Source organism: Paludisphaera rhizosphaerae, assembly GCF_011065895.1.
GTDB classification, from domain to species: Bacteria; Planctomycetota; Planctomycetia; order Isosphaerales; family Isosphaeraceae; genus Paludisphaera; species Paludisphaera rhizosphaerae.
In genome coordinates this window covers 76,481-94,520 of sequence record NZ_JAALCR010000009.1, presented here as the reverse complement: position 1 = coordinate 94,520, position 18,040 = coordinate 76,481, and the positions used below count along the sequence as shown (strand labels likewise).

Genomic DNA, 18,040 nt, shown 5'->3' with positions numbered 1-18,040 from the left:
CTGCTCTACGAGATTCCTCGCCCGGGAACCTTCGATCAGACCTCGTCGAGCCGCCCGGTGCTGTCGCCGACGCGTTCGGCGCGGACGCCCAGGCGGTCGAGCATGGAGGCGTAGAGGTTCGTCATCGGCGTGGCGGAGGCCAGCTTGACGTGACGGCCGGGGGAAAGCGTCCCACCGCCGCCGCCCGCCAGGACGACCGGCAACTGGTCGTGGTTGTGCCGGTTGCCGTCGCCGATGGCGCAGCCGTAGACGATCATCGCGTTGTCCAGGACGGACGATCCGTCGGCGTCCTTGGCGGCGTCGAGCTTCGCCAGGAAGCGGGCGAACCGCTCCATGTACCAGCGCTCGATCTGGCCGACCTTCTTGCGCTTCTCCGGATCGCCGGCGTGGTGGGTGAGGTAGTGGTGGCCTTCGGTCAGGCCCAGCTCCGGGAGAGGGCGGTTGCTCCCCTCGGGGGCGACGGCGAAGCTGATCACGCGGGTCGAGTCGGACTGGAAGGCGATGGCCATCAGGTCGTACATCAGGTCGACGTGATCGCCGTGGCCTTCGGGGATGCCGGCGGGGAGGGCCGGGGCGAGCGAGGGATCGGGCGAGCGGAACCGCTCGTGCTTTTCGATCTCCTCTTCGAGCTTGCGAACGCCCGCCAGGTACTCATCGAGCTTGGCGCGGTCGTTCCGACCCAGCGACTTCTGCAGGCTGCGGGCGTCGTCCAGAACGAAGTCGAGGACGCTTTTGCGGGTCTCCAAACGCTGTCGCAGGAGGGCTTCACGGTTGGGGCCGGGCGCGCCGAAGAGACGCTCGAAGACCATTCGGGGGTTGGGCTCAGGGGGCAGGGGGGTGCTCTCGGAAGCCCACGAGAGGTTGTACTGATACGCACAGGCGTAGCCGGTGTCACAGGCCCCGTAGAGACGGCCGGGCTCGGTGCCGAGCTGGAGCGAGTCGATCCGCGTCGTCCGGCCGACCTGCGCGGCGGCCACCTGATCGACCGACGTCCCCAGATGGAGCCTCGCGCCGCCGGCCTTCCAGGCGTGGGCGCCGGTCAGGAAGGTGGCTCCGGAGCGAGCGTGATCGCCGGGACCGTCTCCCCAGTCGTTGGCCGCGTCGTGGGCCAGGTTGGTGATGATCTGGAACTTCTCGCGGAGCGCGGCCATCGGGACGAACGTCTCGTTCGCCTTGTAGTCGCGGCCCTCGCCAGAGGGGAGCCAGCGCTCGTAGTTCGAGCCGTTGGGGAAGGCGACGAACGCCGTCCGCAGGGGCATGCCGGAGGCCGTCTGCGCCGGGCGGCCGGCGACGGCCCCCGCTCGCGCAGGGCGGGCCAGTGATTCGAGGGTCGGCAGCGCCACGCAGGCGCCCAGGCCGCGAAGGAAGGCGCGTCGACTGGTCCCGTCGGTCGTCGGTCGTCGGCTCACGGCCTTCCCTCCACTTCGGCGCCTGCCGGGCGCTCGGCCTCGGCCTCTTCGGGTTCCGCCTGGTTCTTCGCCTGTTCCCCGGCCGCCGCGCGACGGGCGGCCTCCACCATGCTTCGGCCGGCGGCGCCCCGACGTTCCGGCGGCGGGGGCTGCATCCGGGCCGTCCGCGCTTGAGCCGCGGCCTCGCCGCCGTCGCCACGACGCGACTGGAACGGAGCGCTCTCGACCACGGCCGTCAGCATCGCGGGGAACGCTCCATGCTCCGCCTTGGTTCGGGCCGTGATCGCGTCCAGCGTGGGTGCGTCCGAAGGTTCCAAACCGCGGCCCAGGGCGTAGGTCAGCAGCTTCTCGGCCACGCAGCGGTAGAACGCCTCGGGCCGAGAGGCCAGCGCCCGGCCCAGCTCGGCCGCCCCCGAGATCGCCTCGCCCGTCACGAGCTTCGCGGTGGCGTCGACGGGTTGGCCGTTGCGCTCTCGCTCGCGAAACACGCCGAGCTGGTCGAAGTTCTCCAGCGCCAGGCCGATCGGGTCGAAGCGGTTGTGGCACGAGGCGCACGACGCCTGCTCCCGGTGCGCGGCCAGTTGCTCGCGGAGCGTCCTCGACCGAAACCCGCCCCGCCGTTCGTCCTCCAATGGCGCGACGTTCGGCGGAGGTGGCGGCACTTCCTTCCCCAGCAGGTTCTCCAGCACGAACACCCCGCGCTTCACCGGCGAGGTTCGGCCGGGGTTCGACGTGGAGATCAGCAGGCCGCCGTGGGTCAGCACGCCCTGGCGATGGCTCTCCGGCGGCAGAGGGACCCGGCGCATCTCGTCGCCGGACACGCCGTCGATCCCATAGTGCCTCGCGAGCTTCTCGTTGAGGAACGTGTAGTCGGCCGTCAGCAGCTCGACGAGGTCGCGGCCCTCGCGGGCGATGTACTCGAAGAGCATCTCCGTCTCGCGCTTCATGGCGGGGCGGACGGGCGTAACGCGGGCTGAATCGCGGCTGGTCATCGGGGTGTGCAGGATGTTGCGCGTCCGCAGCCACTGGCCGGCGAAGTCCTCGAAGAACCGGCCTGACCTCGGATCCGCCAGCATCCGGCGAAGCTGCCCCGGGAGTTCGGCCCGCAATCGGCCTTCCGCGGCCAGTCGGGACAACTCGTCGTCCGGAAGGCTCAGCCAGAGCAGGTACGAGAGCCGAGACGCCAGCGCGTATTCGTCGAGCGGCTGGACTTCCGCCGGGTCGTCCGGGTGCGCCTGGAGTTCGGCCCGGTAGAAGAACCGAGGGGAGCCCAGGATCGCCGTCAGGGCCCGGGCGATTCCGACCTCGAACGAGCCCCCCTCCAGGGCGACGTCGGCCAGCCGCTCGATCGCCTCGTCGGTCGCGGGGCGACGGAAGGCCCGATCGGCGACGCGCCGGATGACGGACTTGGCGTAAGCTCGACGAGCCGCGGGGTCCTCGGGCGCGGGACCGTTGAAGAAGATCCGGCGGTGAGGCTCGGGAACGTCGAAGATGTTCGACCCAAGCGGCCCGACGACCATGGCTCTGGGGAAGAGGGTCAACGAACGCGGCCTGTCGCCCCCGGCGACGGGGGGCGTCGGCTCGGTCGACAGAGCCAGGGCGTGCGTCCCAGCCGGCAGCTCGACCTCGCCGGCAAGGACGTAGGTCTTCTCGCCGCCGTCGCTGACGACCTGTTCGGCGAGCTTCGTCCCGCCCATGGTCATCTGGAACAGGTAATCGCCGGTGGTGGCCCGGAAGTCGCCCAGCCGGAACTGGACCTCGACGCGGTAGCGGCCCGAATGCTTCAGCTCAACCTGGGCGGTCTGCTGGAGTCGCCCCTTCTCGTCGGGTGCCGTCGCCTTGAACTGAGGGGGCGACAGGTCGACCCGAGGATGGCGTGGGCCGTCGGTCACGACGACCGACTCGACGACCTTCTCGGCCAGCTTCAGGTAGGTTTCCAGGAGGGCGGGGGAGAGCGTCAGGGCGTCGCCGATGTTGTCGAAGCCGAAGGCCGTGTCGTCCGGGGGGAGTTCCCTGGCCAGATCCAGTTCGATCCCGAACAGGTCGCGGACGGTGTAGTGATACTCCATCCGATTGAGGCGGCGGATGGTCACGCGGCCTGGGTCGGGCTTCGATGCCTCAACGTGGAAGACCTGGCGTTCGATCCAGCGGGTCATCTCCCGGCGTTCGTCGTCGGAGGGACGGTCGGCGTCGGCGGGGGGCATGAACTCGTGGCGGACGATCTTCCAGACGGACTCCCACTCGAGCCGGCCCTCGCCCTTGCCGGGCTTCAGCAGTTCGTCGAGCGCCAGGCCCCCTTTGCGGGCGCCGTCGCCGTGGCAGTCGTAGCAGTACGTCTTGAAGAGGCCCGTCGCCTCGGCGGCCGCATCCTCGCCGGCCGTGGCGCGCGGATTCGCCGCCAGGGGGGCCCCCAGGATGAGGATGATCAGAGACTGCGTGAAGGGGCGATTCATCAGCGGCGCCGGCTCCTCGGTGAGAGGTCGGGGCGGGAACCGTTCCAGGGAGGGCGCATGCAACGGTCCCGAAGATTATAACACAAAGGAAGCGTACCGCCAGAGGCGTCGTCGACGACGCCGCAATGCGGGGGACCGGCGTATCGACGACGCCCCTCGCGGACGGAACGGGCGCGGGATCAGCCCTCTGGAGCCGACGACATGGCCCTCGCCTACCCCAAGCCGGTCGCCTTCCCCCCTGCGTCCAGATCGCTCGACCTGGTCGTCCTCGTGCACGGCTGGGGGTATCCCTGGGACCGGCTTCGGGACCTCCGGCGGGTCGTCCTCGAAGAGTATCCGGACGCCGATTTGTTGGCGCCGCGCTATCCTGCGAGTTGGGGTTCCAATCGGTGGGTCGTGGAGGGAGGCGCTCGGCCCCGGTCCCGATTCCTCGAAATCCTGCGACGGCTCTCCTGGCCGATCCGCTTCATCTGGGCCTTCTTCCGCAATTTGACGTGTTGGCTCTCCCGGGCCGATGCGGCGAGGATCGCGGCCGACCTGAGCGACGCCATCCAGGAAGCCGTCGACGCCCGGGCCCAGCGACCCGGCGACGGCTATCGGAAAATCGTGCTGATCGGCCACAGCGTCGGAGCGTTGATGATCCGCAAGGCGTACGTCTACGGCCGCGGGCAGGTCCAGGACTGTCCCACGCAGCTCGTTCGGGGGAAGAAGCCCTGGCCGGGCCTGGTCGAACGGATGGTCCTGATGTCGAGCATGGACCGAGGCTGGACGTTGACCGTGCGGCCTGAGTACATGAGCCGGCCTCTCTACTGGTTCTTCCGGCTGATCCAGAGGCCGGCCCGAAAGGCGGGGCTCGGGAAGTTGATCTTCGCAACCCTGCGCGGCTCGCCGTTCATCGGCAACCTCCGCGTCCAGTGGTCGAACCTCAATGCGACCGCCGAGGGCTATCCGCTCACGATCCTGCTGGTGGGCAAGTACGACAACATGATGAAGGAGTCCGACCACCAGGACGTGCTGCTGGCGGGCGACAAGTTTTGCAGTCTGGTCGTGACCTCGGATGGGATCGAGCGCAGCAAGCAGACCGGGCATTACGACATCCTGCGATTCACCCCCGGACCGGGCCACTCTCCGGAAAGCTGCGAGAAGCGCGAGCGGCTCTTCCGCACGGCGATCGCCGACCCCGTGGGGGAGATCGGCCCACAGACGGCCGTCGAGAACCGACGCCGCGACGAGGTGACGCGCGTCGTTTACCTTGTCCACGGCATCCGGGATTACGGCGACTGGGTCGACGCGGTGGCGGAGAAGCTCAAGGACGTCGCCCGCGCGGAGGGGATGCCGGAGGATTCGCTCGTGGTCCGAAAAGGGAAGTACGTCTATTTCTCCCTGCTCAACTTCCTGATCCCCCGAGACCGCCTCAAGGTGACTCGCGAATTCATGGACTCGTACACTCAGGACGTCGCGCAGTTCCCCAACGCCCGCCGCCGTTTCGGATTCGTCGGCCACAGCCACGGCACGCACATGCTGGCGCAGGCGATGCGCGACTACAAGGCGTGTCGGTTCGAACGCGTCGCCCTGACCGGGAGCGTCGTCGACCGCGACTACGAGTGGGACGAGTTCGAGGCCGAGGGACGGCTCCAGGACCTGCGCAACGACGTCGCCACGCGCGACTGGGTCGTGGGCCTTTTCCCGGCCTTCCACGAGCAGCTCCGGCGCGTCTTTCGACGACCGCGGGGCGTCCTGGGAAGCGGCGGTCTGACCGGATTCACCAGGGACGTCGCCAACCGCAACCAGTTCACCGTCGACGGAGGCCACGGCGCGGCTCTCGACCCGCGCAACCACGAGTCGCTCTCCCGGTTCATTCTGCTGGGCCCGAAGGCGGGCGCAGCGTCCTTCCCGATCGAGTTGAAGCCTCAGAAGCCCGAGGAGAACCTCCAGTGGGTCACCAAGATCTCGGGCCTCGTCTGGTTCGGCATCCTGCTCGCCCTGCTGCTCCTCCTCGCCTTCACCTACTACCTCACGAAGTTCCTGCTCGGATGGTGGATCGGCGTCCTTCCCACGGCCGGCTGGGCCGCGCTCGTCGTGGCGGGCGTCCCATGGGTGGTCGTGGTTCTGGCGCTCGTCTCGATCTGGTACGCGGCAGATTCGTTCTGAGCCTGGCGGCGGCGGTCGTCTTGCTCGCATTCTCGTGGCGACGGGAACGCCACAGACTTTCTCGATGGCATGCTTCAGGAGAATCCCTCATGCCGCTCCGCCGGCTGCACCTGGCCGTGACCGTCTTCCTGACGACGATCGTCCAATTCGCGGCCGCCGAGGAGGCCGCCTCCCCAGCGAAGCGCGGGGGCCTCGTCGAGTTGTACCCCTCGCAGGGGTGCGACATGTGCCCCGCCGCCGAGAATCCGGGGATCTCCGGCGAGAACGCCGGCAAGACTCTGATCGCCCGCTACCCGGCCCGTCGCACCGAGTACGACTTGGTCGAATTGAGTGGATCCGCCCCCGTTTCCAGGCAGTTCTCCTTCACAATCGACCCATCCTGAGATCGCGATAAATTGCGACTGGCCTGCTTCGTGCAAGACAAGCGGACGGCCGTCGTTCATCAGGCGGTCGATCTTCCATGGCAGGGCCTGCCGGCCAAGTAATGTTCGTGTATGATTCTACATGACCCTACATTTCCTCTGGAGACTTCGACGATGCACTCGGCCCTCCGCCTCTTCCAGCCGTGCCTGCTGCTGCTCCTCGTCTCCAGCGCCGGGGCGCAGAGCTCGAAGGAACCGCCGGTCGTGGGCGGCCAGGCGCCGGACTTCACGCTCAAGACGCCCGCCGGCAAGTCGGTCCATCTGGGAGCGTTGGTGGAGCAAGGGCCGGCGGTCGTGGTGCTCCTCCGCGGCTGGCCGGGATTCCAGGACTCTTACGACACGCAACAGGTCGCCGATCTGGTCCGAAGAACCGCGGAGTTCCGGGCGAGAAACGCCCGGGTCGTGCTGGTCTATCCCGGCGAGGCCGACGGTCTGAAGGCGGCCGCCGACGCATTCGTCGCCGCCAAGGATCTCCCGGGCAACTTCGACCTCGTGCTGGACGCCGACTACGTTATGACCAAGGCCTACAACCTGCGTTGGGAGGGCGGGGACGAAACGGCTTATCCCTCCACCTTCGTGCTTGGCGCCGGCCGTAAGGTCGCCTTTGCGAAGGTCAGCCGCGTCCACGGCGGCCGTGCGGACGCGTCCGAAATCCTGCAAGCCCTGGGCGTTTCGGCCACGACGCTGCAACCTTGAAAGCAGGAGAGCGACTCGTCGCCCCCCTCGGCCCGGCCCGAGGCCCCCGTCCGAGGTGAGCCGGGCCGAGCAGTGGAGACGAACGGCTCCGCCGCCGGAGCGGAGCCGCCGTCGTTCGGTTCGTAACCCAAGGCCTCAGCCGCGCCGCCGAAGTGTCGCGACGCCGATCGCGACGAGGCCCGCGCCGAACATCGCGATCGACGCCGGCTCGGGGACGGCCTCGATCCGAATCGTGGCGATGAGGTCGCCGGGGCTCATGAGGTGCGAGATGTCGTAGCCGTACGGCGTGGACTTGCCCAGGATGGAGGCGAGGTAGGCCGAATTGTCGGCCGAGCCGCCGAAGACGGGCGCGACCACGCCGTTCTCGGCGACGTGGCCCGTGGCGTCGTCCCCGACGATGAACGCCGCGCCGAAGCCGATGTCGTTCCGCTCGCTGCCGGCGTCCCAGACGTTCAAGCCGAAGATCTGGATGGTGATCGGCCCCAGGAACTGGCCGGCGGCGTTGAATAAGCGAAACGCCAACGGGTCGGAGTTCCCGAAGAAGAAGTCGTTCGAGGGGACCACCATCGACGCGAAGCTCAGGTACTGCTGCGTCGTCGGGGAGGCGACGTCCAGGATCGTCGAAGCCGTCCCCCCCGGCCCGATCGGCGCCGAGCCCGCGATCGCCTGCGAGCCGTGGCCGGTGAAGGCCGTCGCCAGCGCCGAGGGGTCTCCCAGCTCGGCGACCGCCTGCAAGGCCGGCGAGACCGCCGTCCCCGGGGCGAACGTGCGATAGGTCCCGTCGTGGACCCCGAACCACACCGGAGAAAATGCGAAGCCGCCGGCCGGTTGATTGCTGGTCACCGTGATCTGCAACTCGCCGGCGGCCGCCGATGCACAACCGATCACGACGAGAAAGGCGGTGAGCGCGAGCGACCGGGCCCGCGCGAGGTGGGTTCTCAGCATGGATCGTCCTCTGTTGGATTGCTCGAAACCGTGCCTCATGGGAGGCGGATCGGCGCGGCCTCCTGGCCGTCGCCCTGGCATTAGTCGCGGGATCCCTTCGAGCGTTACGCGTCCGGGGCGATTTCCTGCGGATCGGCGATAGGGGCGAATAACTCGGCCGCGGGCGGCGTCTTGCCAGCGTCCTCGGGGCGACCGGACCGCCTCGACCTCCTCCGTCGCGGCCTCGCTCCAGGAGACTCCTCAATGCCCCCTCAAAGCCGGCTCCTCGCCGCAGTCGTCGTCGCCCTGGCGGCCCTCCCCTCCTCCTCGGCCGCTGAGGAGCCCTCGTCGTCCAAGCGCGGGGTCCTCGTCGAGTTGTACACCTCGCAGGGGTGCGACATGTGCCCCGCCGCCGAGGAGATCCTGGGCCGGCTCGCCGCCGAGAACCCGGGGATCGTCCCCATCGCCTTCCACGTCGATTACTTCAACAAGCCGTGGAAAGACGTCTTCTCCGACCCGATCTACAGCCAGCGGCAGATGGTCTACAACGACGTCTACACCGGGCCCAAGCCCGAATCGTACGGCCTCTACTATACGCCGATGCTGATGATCGACGGCGCCCGGTCGGTGAACGGCCGCGACCCGGCCTCGGCCGCCGCCGCGATCCGCGCGGCTCGGACCAAACCGCCCGCCGTGTCGCTGGACGTGAAACTCGACGTCGCTGAGGATGGACTGTCGGGCAAGGCGTTCGTCGCGGTCGCTCGCCGATCGACGAAGCTCGACGACGCGCCGCTGCTCGTCTGCGCGGTGCTTCGCGAGGACGGCGTCTCGACCGACGTCCAGTCTGGGGAGAACGCCGGCAAGACCCTGATCGCCCGGTTCCCGGCCCGCCGGACCGAGTACGATTTCGTCGAGTTGAATGGGACCGCCCCGGCGTCGAAGCAGTTCGCCTTCACGATCGACCCCGCCTGGAAGCGTGACAGGCTGCGGCTGGCCTGCTTCGTCCAGAACAAGCGCACGGCCGTCGTCTACCAGGCCGTCGACATCCCGTGGCGGGCGACGAAAGCGAAGTGACCGATGTGTGGAATCCTTGGTGGGAATCAGTTCCTCGGGAGACTTGCCGTGCGTACGATTCACCGTCTTTCACCTCCTTGCGGTTTCCTGTTCCTGGTCGCCGGCGCCCTGGCGGCCGGCCCCGTCGCTCCGCCGAGCGTCGGGGGCCTGGCCCCGGACTTCACCCTCAAAACCCTCGCCGACGGGGCCGTTCGGTTGGAGACGCTGACCGAGAGGGGGCCCGTGGTCCTGGTGGTCCTCCGGGGCTGGCCGGGCTACGAGTGCCCGGCCTGTACGGCGCAAGTCGCCGAGCTGGTCCGCAATGCCGGTCAGTTCCGCGAGCGAAAGGCCCGGGTCGTCCTGCTCTATCCCGGCCCGGCCGAAGCCCTGAAGGCGCACGCCCAGGACTTCGCGTCGGGCAAGGGGCTGCCCGACAACTTCGACCTCGTGCTGGATCCCGACTTCGCCGTGACCAGGGCCTACGGGCTCCGCTGGGACGCCCCGGGCGAGACGGCTTACCCCTCCACGTTCGTGATCGGCCCGGGGCGTAAGGTCGCCTTCGCGAAGGTCAGCCATGGGCACGGCGGACGCGTGAAGGCGCCCGAGATCTTGCAAGCCCCGGGCATGCGAACCGGGGGCGAGTGAGGCCCCGCCGCGATGTCGAGCACTCCGAACCCTGGGACCTCCGGGCCTGCCGACGAGACCGCCGACCCGTCCGCCTGGCTGGATCGGCACGGCGACGCGCTCTACCGCTACGCCCGGGCGCGCGTCGGTCGTCGGGAGATCGCCGAGGACCTCGTCCAGGACGTTCTCCTTGCAGCCCTCCGGGGCGTCCACCTCTATCGCGGCGAGGCCGCCGCCCGGACCTGGCTGCTGGGCATTCTCCGACGGAAGATCGCCGACCATTATCGCCGTGAGCGGTCGAGTTCGGCCATGATCGAAGCGGACCTCCCCGGTCCCGGCGATCGGCCGTCGTCGGACCTGTTCGACGCCCGGGGCCGCTGGCGGGAAGCCCCGGCGAAATGGCGATCCCCCGAGGCGGCGCTCGACGACGCCGACTTCTGGCGGGTGTTCGAGGACTGCTCGTCTCGCCTCCCCGGCCACCTCGCCAGGGCCTTCCTGCTCCGGGAGGTCGAGGGCGTGGAACTTGATCAACTCCGCGTCGACCTCCGCGTCAACCCCGGCAACCTGCGAGTCCGGCTCCACCGGGCGCGGATCCTGCTCCGGGCCTGCCTGGAGAAACACTGGTTCGGCACCGACGCCGACGGCCCTCCGAGACGTCCATGAAGCGATTGCGACGGCTCCGCTCGATCCTGACCCTCGCGTGCGATTCGGCGTCCGAGCTGGCCTCGCGCCAGCTCGACGAGCCGCTCGACCTCGTCGACCGCCTGGCGTTGGGCGGCCATCTGATCATCTGCCCGCCCTGTCGTCGCTTCCGCCGCCAGATCCAGTTCCTCCGCAAAGCCTGCCGCCAAAGAACCTTGGGCGAATCGATCGAGCTCGACGCCCTCAGCGCCGAGGCGCGAGCCCGAATTCTCCGCACCCTCCACGACGCCTCCCCCGACGAACGACGGGACGTGTAAAGGGCACCCGTGCCGCCCGATGCACTCGTCAAATTCATCGCCCCCGAGAAATCTCGCCGCCCGCGGCGTGTACTCTCATGGGGAGACGGACGGGCCGTCGCCAGGGCCATCGGGAGGCGACGGGCATGACGATCGGGCCGGACGTGTTGGGACGCCTCTTCGACGCCCACGCGGCGGCCCTGGTCCTCTACGCCCGCCAGTGGCGCGACGCCGCCGAGGCCGAGGATCTGGTGCAAGACGCCTTCGTCGCCCTGGCGCGGCAGGGGCGCTTGCCCGACGAACCGGCCGTCTGGCTCCATCGCGTCGTCCGCAACGCGGCGGTCTCCGCCCACCGCGGCGACCGCCGGCGCCGGGCCCGCGAGGGGCTGGTCAGCCGATCGGAGGCCGACGCCTGGTTCGCCTCGGTGGACGACCGGCTCGACGCCCGTGACGCGTCCTCGCTCTTAGCCGAGTTGGACGCCGAGTCCCGCGAAGCCGTCACAGCCCGCATCTGGGGCGGACTGACCTTCGACCAGATCGCCGTGCTTCAAGGGTGTTCCACGGCCGCCGCGCATCGACGATACAAGTCCGGGCTCGCCCGGCTTCAGGAAAGGCTGGAACGACCATGTCCATCAACGACGACCGAATCGACGACCTGACCGCGCTGGAATCCCGGCTCGACGGCTGGCGACCCTCGGCCGGCGGCCTGGACCGTGGTGCGACCCTCTACGAAGCCGGCCGCGCCGCAGGCCTCGCCGAAGGCCGCCGCCCCCTGAGAGTCGTCGCCGCCGCGGCCGTCGCGCTGGCCCTGGCGACGGCCGGCCTCGGCGCGGCCTGGTCTCGCGAGCATCGCCGCGGCCTGGACCTCGAATCGGCCCTGGCTCTGGCCGCGGCCTCGGCGGATGCCTCCGCGCCGGTCGCGGTCGCGCCCCCGTCGCGCGACGAAACTCCGCCGACGCCCCCCAGCCCTTACAGCTACCTATCGCTCACGCGCCGGATCGTCGACGGCGACGTCGACCTTGATCGGCCCTCCTCTCACTCCGACGCCCCTTCGCGACCAGGTCCGACGCCCCTCCGCGTCCGCGATCGGGACCGTCTTCTGAACCTGTAGATCGCGCCCCTCCCCACAGGCTGGGCCGAGCCCCAGCCGGGAGTACGCCTCGCCGTTCCCGGTCTGGGTCGAAGCCCAGCCTCCCGGTTCGTTCCGCGCCTTTTGATCCAGGAGTTCTTGCATGCGTTCCTGTTTCGCCGTCACCGTCTTGTTGTCCCTCGCGCCGGGGCTGGCTCCGGCGCAGTCGACGCCTCCCAAGCCGATCGAAATGACGGCCTCGCCGGCGGCGGCTTCAGCCCCTTCGTTCAAGTATCCGCTCCTGCCTTCGTCGGCCCGGCTCATCCCTGGGGACGCGGCTCCGATCCTGCTGCGGCTGCGCTTCGAGGTGAACGACCAGGACTGGAGCGACATGTCCCAGAAAACCGCGGAGTGGAATCAGAAGCCCCTGCGAGACTTGCCGCTCCCCGAGGTCAAGGCGATGGTCGAGAAGTGGCAGCGTCGGCTCGACCTGCTCGCCATCGCCGCGCGGCGGCAACAGTGCGACTGGGGCTACCCGATCGCCGAGCAGCGGACGGACGTCATCAACATCGGCATCGCCGACGCCTCCACCATGAGGGACCTCAGCCGACTCCAGACCCTGAAGGCTCGGTTGGATATCGCCGAGGGCCGGTTCGACGACGCGGCGCGGTCGATCGAGACCGGCATGGCCTTCGCCCGCAAGGTCGGGAAAGGACCGTTCCTCATCAACGCCCTGGTCGGGATTGCGATGGCCGCTCAGACGCTCGCCGTCGTTGAAGACTGGATCGCGGCCCCGAACTCGCCGAACCTCTACTGGAGCCTGACCGCCCTTCCCACTCCCCTGGTGGACACGTACGACGCCTTCGAGCAGGAGCGAGCCCTGGCGTCGAACGTGATCCCGGAGCTCGTCTCTGACGACCTCCCTGAAACGCCGGAGGGCTGGACGCTCCGCCTGGCGGCGATGTACGACCGCATGCGGAAGCTCACCGGCCAGCTCTTCCCCGAGTTGGTCGCCTCGGCCAAGGCGGAGGCGGCGAAGTCCGGCGATCACGCCCCGGACAGGACCGCAGAGAACCTCAAATCGAGCCTCGGGGCCAATCTCAGCGAATACAGGCGGAAGCACCTGGCGACTTTCCGCAAGACCCTTGCCGACCACGGGGGGCTACCGGCCGATCGGATCGCCGCCATGACCGACGACGAGGCGGCGGCTCGCGGCCTGATTCTGGGCTTCCGGATTCTCTGGGACCGCCTGTTCGAGCCGGCCTACCTCACGCTCGCCGAGGCCGAGGGGCATCGCGAAGAATACGAACGCGAAACCCGCGCGGCTCAGGAAGGCCCGTTCGCCCTCTTCGCCTCGATCCACGCCTCCGCCCTTGGCGCCCTCCAGGCCGAGGCCCGGCTCCCCCGCAGGGTCGCCATGCTGCGGACCGTCGAGGCCGTCCGGATGTACGCCGCGGCCCACGAAGGCCGGCTCCCCGCCTCGCTCGGCGACGTCCACGAGGCCCCCGTCCCCGTCGATCCCGTCTCCGGCTCAGCGTTCTTGTGGAAAGTCGACGGCGACGTCGCCACGCTCGCCGCGCCCACTTCGCCGAAGATGTGGTCGCAGGATTATCGGATCGTCATTCGGAAGAAGTGATTAATCCCGCATCCACACCTTCTCAAGGCCCCGGCTTCGCCCCCGGGGCCCTGAGCACGTACCAGTGCGAGCCCCTGGCGGCGGGCAGCTCGATGCGGACGGCGCCGTCGGCGTGCTTCGGCTGGAGGCGGCCGGCGATGCGGCCGTCGGAGGCCAGGGCGAGCAGTTCCAGGTCGGTCGCCGCCGTCTTGAGCGTGATCGTGGCGACGACCGGCTCAGAGATGTACGCCGATCGTTTTTCGGGATCGGCGACGGCCCGTGCGACAGTCGTGATCAGGATGAACTTCGACTGCGAGAGCGGTTGGTCGTCCACGCTGTTGAGGGCCACGACGGCCTTCTTCGTCAGGACCTCGAAACGGGCGTCGGTCGTCACGATGGGATCGCCGCCGATCCAGCCCGACGCCGCCTGGCATTTGGGGGCGTCGATCACGTGCACCCCGCGTTGCCAGTCTCGGGTCAACTCGCCAGTATCGGAGCGGACGGACATCCGCCCCTCGGGAATCAGATCGCGATCGGGGTCTTGAATGACCGTGGCGCCCTCGGGGACCGGGCTCGGCTTGAGCCAGGGGAGATGGGGCGTCTCCGGGACGCCGATCGTCAGCCGAGACTGTTCGACGGCCGTCCGGATCGCCGCCGAGGACTTTGCCGAGACGCCGCCGAAGAAATGCTCCGGCGAGAGCGCCAGATGGATCGTCCCCCGCGCCGGCGCCACCTGGCCGCGACGGAAGAGCAGGGCGGCCGCCGGCATCACGCCCGCCAGCGCCGGGTCGGAGAAGCTCGACCAGGTGGAGGGGCCGCTCGGAGTTTGCAACGGGTCCTGCGAGTAGTTGTAGATCATCGGCGCGTCCCAGCCCTGGAAGGCTGAAAGGGCCGCAACGTACAGCGGCGCGGCGAAACGGTCGACGGCGGGGAAGGGGACGTTCCACTCGGAGATCGTCGTCGGCTTGCCGCTCACCTGGCCGGCCCCGATCCAGGCCGCGAAGCTTGCGTCCGTCCGGGGATTGGAGCCGAGCCATTCGGCCTCGCCGTAGGCGTGCACGTCGATCACGTCGCCGTCGGCAAGCGCGGCGAGGTTGGCGAGCCCGGCGTCTCCCCAGGTGTTGGTCGTCGCCACGGGCGATCGGAAGCCCAGTCGTCGGAGGTCGGCGATCATCTCCTCGTTGAACCGGTGCTCCAGATCAGCGAGCAGCATCTTGTCGGCTCCAGGCGATCCGACCGCGAGCGTCTGCGCTTCAGGCAAACCGGTTCGCGCCGCGAAGGAGCGGGCCTCGCGGGTCAGCAGGCCTTCGTGAAAAGGTCGCCCCGAGCCCGGCCCGAACAGCCCGGCGAAATGGGTGGTCAGATCGTCCTCGTTGGTGACGAGCACGGCCGCGACCCCGGGGTCGTCCTTGTACGCCAGGCCCGTGTGCGGATTGACGTGGGACAGATAGGCGTCCTGGAACTCGCGCATCAGGGCGCGGACGCCGTCGTTGAGGTAGTCGTAGCCGATCAGCGAGCCCTCGGACCGGGCGATCTCGTCCGCGCCGTTCGGCGGCCCGTCGCCCGGCGGGATCTGCCGGCCGACGCGGAGGTCGAGCCAGACGTAGATCCCTTCGTCCTTCAGGCTCTTGATCCACCAGTCGAGCCTCTCCATGGCGGCGGGATCGAGCCGACGGGTCGTCGTCGGCTTCCGGCCGAACACGTTGGGCGAGACCCACGACGAATCATGGTGGTGGATCCGCATCAGGTTGAAGCCCATCTGGGCCATCCGGCGAGCCTGCGCGGGGACCGTGGCTCGAGGCGTCGCGAACAGGGCGTAGGCCGCGAGGTTGCCTCCCCAGAACCGCGCCGGCGAACCGTCGCCGAAGACCAGGGCGTCGCCCGACGCCCGCACCGGGCCGCGACCGCCGGCCGGTCGATCGCCGGCGTTGAGAAACCGCAGATCCACCGGCGAGGCGTTCCAGTCGAGCGCGCCGGCGAACCATCGCGCCTTCGCCTCCGGATCGTATCGCTCCTCGGGCGAGGACTCGCGGGTCGCCCCTTCGGGCAAGGTCAGCGTCAGCCGGAATCGCTTCTCGCCCCGGTCGACCCGATCGGCCAGGAAGAAGATGCGAACCCCGTTCTCGTAATAAACCTTCGCCGCGCCCGGTTCGACGGTCAGTCGAATCTCCATCCCCGGCGCGGGGCGCCAGGTCCAACCCTGACCGCCGGCCGCGAGTTCCGGCATGGCGGCTCGGCCGCCGAAAACCGGTGAGTCCAGCCTCAAGGTCCAGTTCTGGCCCGCGCCGATCGCCTCCGCAATCGATCGAGCCGACGCCATCCGCAGATCCATCGTCAGCACGTTCGGTCGAGGCGACCGATACTGGCCGGTCATCTCCGTCCCCAGGTCGGAGACGCCCCCCTTGAAGGTTCCGTTCCCCTCGCCCTCGGCGTGATACTCGGCGGAGACGCCGGCCCACGCCCAGGCCTTGCCCCAGGCGATGTGGCCGGATTCCAGCACGGGCGTCCCCTTGCAAGAAACCCGGACCGTACCGTCGGCCTGGATGCGCCAGGTCCAATCCTTCCCCTCGATCGCGTTCGCCGCCGGCGCGGCCGTCGTGCAAGAAAGCGACCAGAGCAGGCAGAGGACGACTGCAGCCGCGGGGGAGGAACGAGGCTTCATCGCGGGGACTCCATCGGTACGCGCCCGAGCGAAAGGCCCGACCATCGGCGGCCCTCGCCTTTAGGCATCGTACCCGGCCCGCGCTGCCATTGAAAGCAAACCCAGTCGTCAGACCGCTATAGAAGAAGAGGCAGAAGCCACCAGGATTGGCGACGATACTCCGCCCAGCCGGGATGCCGCGACAGGCTCGCTTCCTTGGCGATCATGTTCACCGCGAACACCCCGCCCCAGATCACCGCCAGCACCACGAACGGCAGCCAGTGCCAGACCATCAGCGCGAACGAGCCGTAGATCATCATCTCGCCCAGGTAGTTCGGGTGGCGGATGTAGCGGTACATGCCGTCGGTGATGAGCCCCGGGCGCAGGCGCAGCGTGAAATACTTCTGGGCGTCGGCCGCGATCATGATCGCCGTGCCCACCAGGCAGAGGCTGATGCAGAAGCAGAACCAGGCGTAGTCCGGCAATGGATACGTCGGCCGCGAGGTCCCCGAGATCAACAGCCAGCCGAACGACCAGTACCAGACCAGCACGCCGAAGAAGACGTTGAGCCCTCCCAGGATCGTCGCCCGGCGCTGCCAGGCGGGGTCGGAGAAGGCCAGGTCCTTGATAAGCCAGACCATGCCGTAGCCGCCGTGCATCGCCAGGTAGATCCAGGCGGCGGCGCTGGTGTTCCCGTACCAGGCGATCAGGAGCCCCAGGAACGGGAACGTCCCGGCCTTCTGAAAGTCGATCACCCAGGCCAGTTTCCACGGCCTCGGCCCGCCGCCGATATCGGCCATCAGGTAGTTCGAAGCGCGCCGGACCGCGTCCGCCCACGCCGGCATCGGCCTGGGCGATGAAGTCGTCGCTGCAATCCCCACCGATTCGTCGCCCCTCATGTTTCCTCCGTGGCTCCGATCCTCTCGCGTCCGTCGCATCGCCCGAAGATCATATCGGCGCCCGGGGAGGCTTCCCATCTCCGACGCGTCGCGATCCCTTGACGAGCCGCGGCCGTCTCAGATAGAAGAATCTGCGACGTCTGTCACAGGAGGGCTCCGTTTCCATGGCCGAGTTCGATCCCCCCGCGAACGTCGAAGCCTCGCCGAGCGGCGATCCCGCCCCGCCGCCGACGCGTCCCAACCACCGACTCCGCGCGCTGCTGGCCCTGCTCGCGGTGGGTTTCGCCGTGTCGCTGTTCATCCAGTTGGATCGGTCGACGGTCTCGCTGCTGGGCCCCTGGGCGGAGAACGTCTACGACGTCTTCAACAACCATGACCTCTCCGCCCCCAGCTCGGCCGCGAAACGCTTCAAGGAGGCAGTGCAAGCCGTTGGGGGCAAGGGATACGTGCAGGTGCTGAAGCCCGGCTTCCTCGGCGTCTTCGGTCGCGAGGAAACCTACGGGGCCGTCATGGAAGGCCCAGCTTGCAACGACGCGGCCTTGGAGCGGCTCGCGGACTCCTACGGCTCTCTGCTGCTCAACCTCGACCTGCGTAATCCGAACGTCTCGGACGCCGGCTTCCGGCATCTGGAGCGCATGACGAACCTCCGTCATCTCACGATCCACTACTACAGCCTCGGCCGAGGCCGACCAGCCCCCCAGACGAAGATCACCGACGCCGGCCTGGCCCATCTGGCGAAGCTCCCCCAACTCTGGACCATCTGGCTCAGCCAGGCTCCGATCACGGACGCCGGCCTGGCCTCGATCAAGGATCTGCCCAAGTTGCAGTCGCTCTACCTCATGCAAACCGAGGTGCGCGGCTCGGGCCTGGCGCAGTTGAAGTCGCTGCCGAGTCTGCTCCTCCTGAACCTGAACGGCGGCGAGGTGTCGGACGACGGCCTGAACGCCCTGGCCGGCGCGACGTCACTCCAGTTTCTCTCGCTCGACGGCGTCGGGCTGACCCCGAACCAGCTCCCCCTCCTGCAAGCGATCCCTCGCCTCCAGGAACTCAACATCCACGGCTGCGGCCTCCTCGACGAGGAGCTTGACGGCCTCCGGAAGGCGAAACCGTCCTTGAAGATCAAGAACTGACGGCCACAGCGGGAAC

Annotated in this window: 16 protein-coding genes; 11 read left to right on the top strand and 5 right to left on the bottom strand. The window is 68.7% G+C overall.

The genetic code is table 11. From position 1 onward, the window contains the following. Positions 1 to 35: 35 nt before the first annotated feature. On the bottom strand, positions 36 to 1,409 hold the full coding sequence (locus G5C50_RS13465; protein ID WP_165070127.1) for a DUF1552 domain-containing protein: 1,374 nt from the start codon (positions 1,407 to 1,409) through the stop codon (positions 36 to 38). Then, positions 1,406 to 3,862 (bottom strand): DUF1592 domain-containing protein, encoded by a 2,457-nt coding sequence (locus tag G5C50_RS13460; protein WP_165070125.1) that lies wholly within the window; start codon positions 3,860 to 3,862, stop codon positions 1,406 to 1,408. Before G5C50_RS13460 ends, G5C50_RS13465 begins: the two co-directional genes overlap by 4 nt. A gap of 201 nt (positions 3,863 to 4,063) precedes the next feature. Here G5C50_RS13460 and G5C50_RS13455 point away from each other — a divergent pair, with 201 nt between their 5' ends. The 3 genes from G5C50_RS13455 to G5C50_RS13445 all read left to right on the top strand — a co-directional run bounded on the left by G5C50_RS13455 (position 4,064) and on the right by G5C50_RS13445 (position 7,131). Beyond that, positions 4,064 to 6,013, top strand: a complete 1,950-nt coding sequence (locus G5C50_RS13455; protein ID WP_165070123.1) for an alpha/beta fold hydrolase — start codon at positions 4,064 to 4,066, stop codon at positions 6,011 to 6,013. An 89-nt stretch (positions 6,014 to 6,102) separates the two neighbouring features. Then, positions 6,103 to 6,396 (top strand): hypothetical protein, encoded by a 294-nt coding sequence (locus tag G5C50_RS13450; RefSeq protein ID WP_165070121.1) that lies wholly within the window; start codon positions 6,103 to 6,105, stop codon positions 6,394 to 6,396. Positions 6,397 to 6,549: 153 nt separating this feature from the next. Then, positions 6,550 to 7,131, top strand: coding sequence for a redoxin domain-containing protein (locus tag G5C50_RS13445; RefSeq protein WP_165070119.1), 582 nt, complete (start codon positions 6,550 to 6,552; stop codon positions 7,129 to 7,131). Positions 7,132 to 7,266: 135 nt separating this feature from the next. On the opposite strand, the gene G5C50_RS13440 is transcribed toward G5C50_RS13445, so the two are convergent. Next, positions 7,267 to 8,076, bottom strand: coding sequence for a spondin domain-containing protein (locus tag G5C50_RS13440; protein ID WP_165070117.1), 810 nt, complete (start codon positions 8,074 to 8,076; stop codon positions 7,267 to 7,269). 243 nt (positions 8,077 to 8,319) lie between these two features. On the opposite strand from G5C50_RS13440, the gene G5C50_RS13435 reads away from it, so the two are divergent. The 7 genes from G5C50_RS13435 to G5C50_RS13405 all read left to right on the top strand — a co-directional run bounded on the left by G5C50_RS13435 (position 8,320) and on the right by G5C50_RS13405 (position 13,375). After that, positions 8,320 to 9,129 (top strand): DUF1223 domain-containing protein, encoded by an 810-nt coding sequence (locus G5C50_RS13435; RefSeq protein ID WP_165070115.1) that lies wholly within the window; start codon positions 8,320 to 8,322, stop codon positions 9,127 to 9,129. A 48-nt stretch (positions 9,130 to 9,177) separates the two neighbouring features. Then, positions 9,178 to 9,753: a peroxiredoxin family protein gene (locus G5C50_RS13430; RefSeq protein WP_206107689.1), complete on the top strand. Its 576-nt coding sequence runs from the start codon at positions 9,178 to 9,180 to the stop codon at positions 9,751 to 9,753. Positions 9,754 to 9,765: 12 nt separating this feature from the next. Then, on the top strand, positions 9,766 to 10,395 hold the full coding sequence (locus tag G5C50_RS13425) for a sigma-70 family RNA polymerase sigma factor (RefSeq protein ID WP_165070110.1): 630 nt from the start codon (positions 9,766 to 9,768) through the stop codon (positions 10,393 to 10,395). Next, the gene (locus G5C50_RS32320) at positions 10,392 to 10,691 is read left to right on the top strand and encodes an anti-sigma factor family protein (protein ID WP_206107688.1); all 300 of its coding nucleotides are present in this window, start codon (positions 10,392 to 10,394) and stop codon (positions 10,689 to 10,691) included. Before G5C50_RS13425 ends, G5C50_RS32320 begins: the two co-directional genes overlap by 4 nt. 125 nt (positions 10,692 to 10,816) lie before the next feature. Then, positions 10,817 to 11,329 carry an RNA polymerase sigma factor gene (locus tag G5C50_RS13415; protein WP_165070108.1) on the top strand — a complete coding sequence of 171 codons (513 nt, stop codon included), beginning with the start codon at positions 10,817 to 10,819 and terminating at the stop codon, positions 11,327 to 11,329. After that, on the top strand, positions 11,296 to 11,781 hold the full coding sequence (locus G5C50_RS13410) for a hypothetical protein (protein ID WP_165070106.1): 486 nt from the start codon (positions 11,296 to 11,298) through the stop codon (positions 11,779 to 11,781). The genes G5C50_RS13415 and G5C50_RS13410 overlap by 34 nt, the downstream gene beginning before the upstream one ends. 121 nt (positions 11,782 to 11,902) lie before the next feature. Next, the gene (locus G5C50_RS13405) at positions 11,903 to 13,375 is read left to right on the top strand and encodes a hypothetical protein (protein WP_165070103.1); all 1,473 of its coding nucleotides are present in this window, start codon (positions 11,903 to 11,905) and stop codon (positions 13,373 to 13,375) included. 22 nt (positions 13,376 to 13,397) lie between these two features. Here the strand turns inward: G5C50_RS13405 and G5C50_RS13400 are convergent, their stop codons facing one another. Continuing rightward, positions 13,398 to 16,016 (bottom strand): glycosyl hydrolase family 5, encoded by a 2,619-nt coding sequence (locus G5C50_RS13400; protein WP_165070101.1) that lies wholly within the window; start codon positions 16,014 to 16,016, stop codon positions 13,398 to 13,400. A gap of 116 nt (positions 16,017 to 16,132) precedes the next feature. After that, the gene (locus G5C50_RS13395) at positions 16,133 to 16,894 is read right to left on the bottom strand and encodes a methyltransferase family protein (RefSeq protein ID WP_206107687.1); all 762 of its coding nucleotides are present in this window, start codon (positions 16,892 to 16,894) and stop codon (positions 16,133 to 16,135) included. 164 nt (positions 16,895 to 17,058) lie between these two features. On the opposite strand from G5C50_RS13395, the gene G5C50_RS13390 reads away from it, so the two are divergent. After that, positions 17,059 to 18,024, top strand: a complete 966-nt coding sequence (locus G5C50_RS13390; RefSeq protein WP_165070098.1) for a leucine-rich repeat domain-containing protein — start codon at positions 17,059 to 17,061, stop codon at positions 18,022 to 18,024. Positions 18,025 to 18,040: the final 16 nt, after the last annotated feature.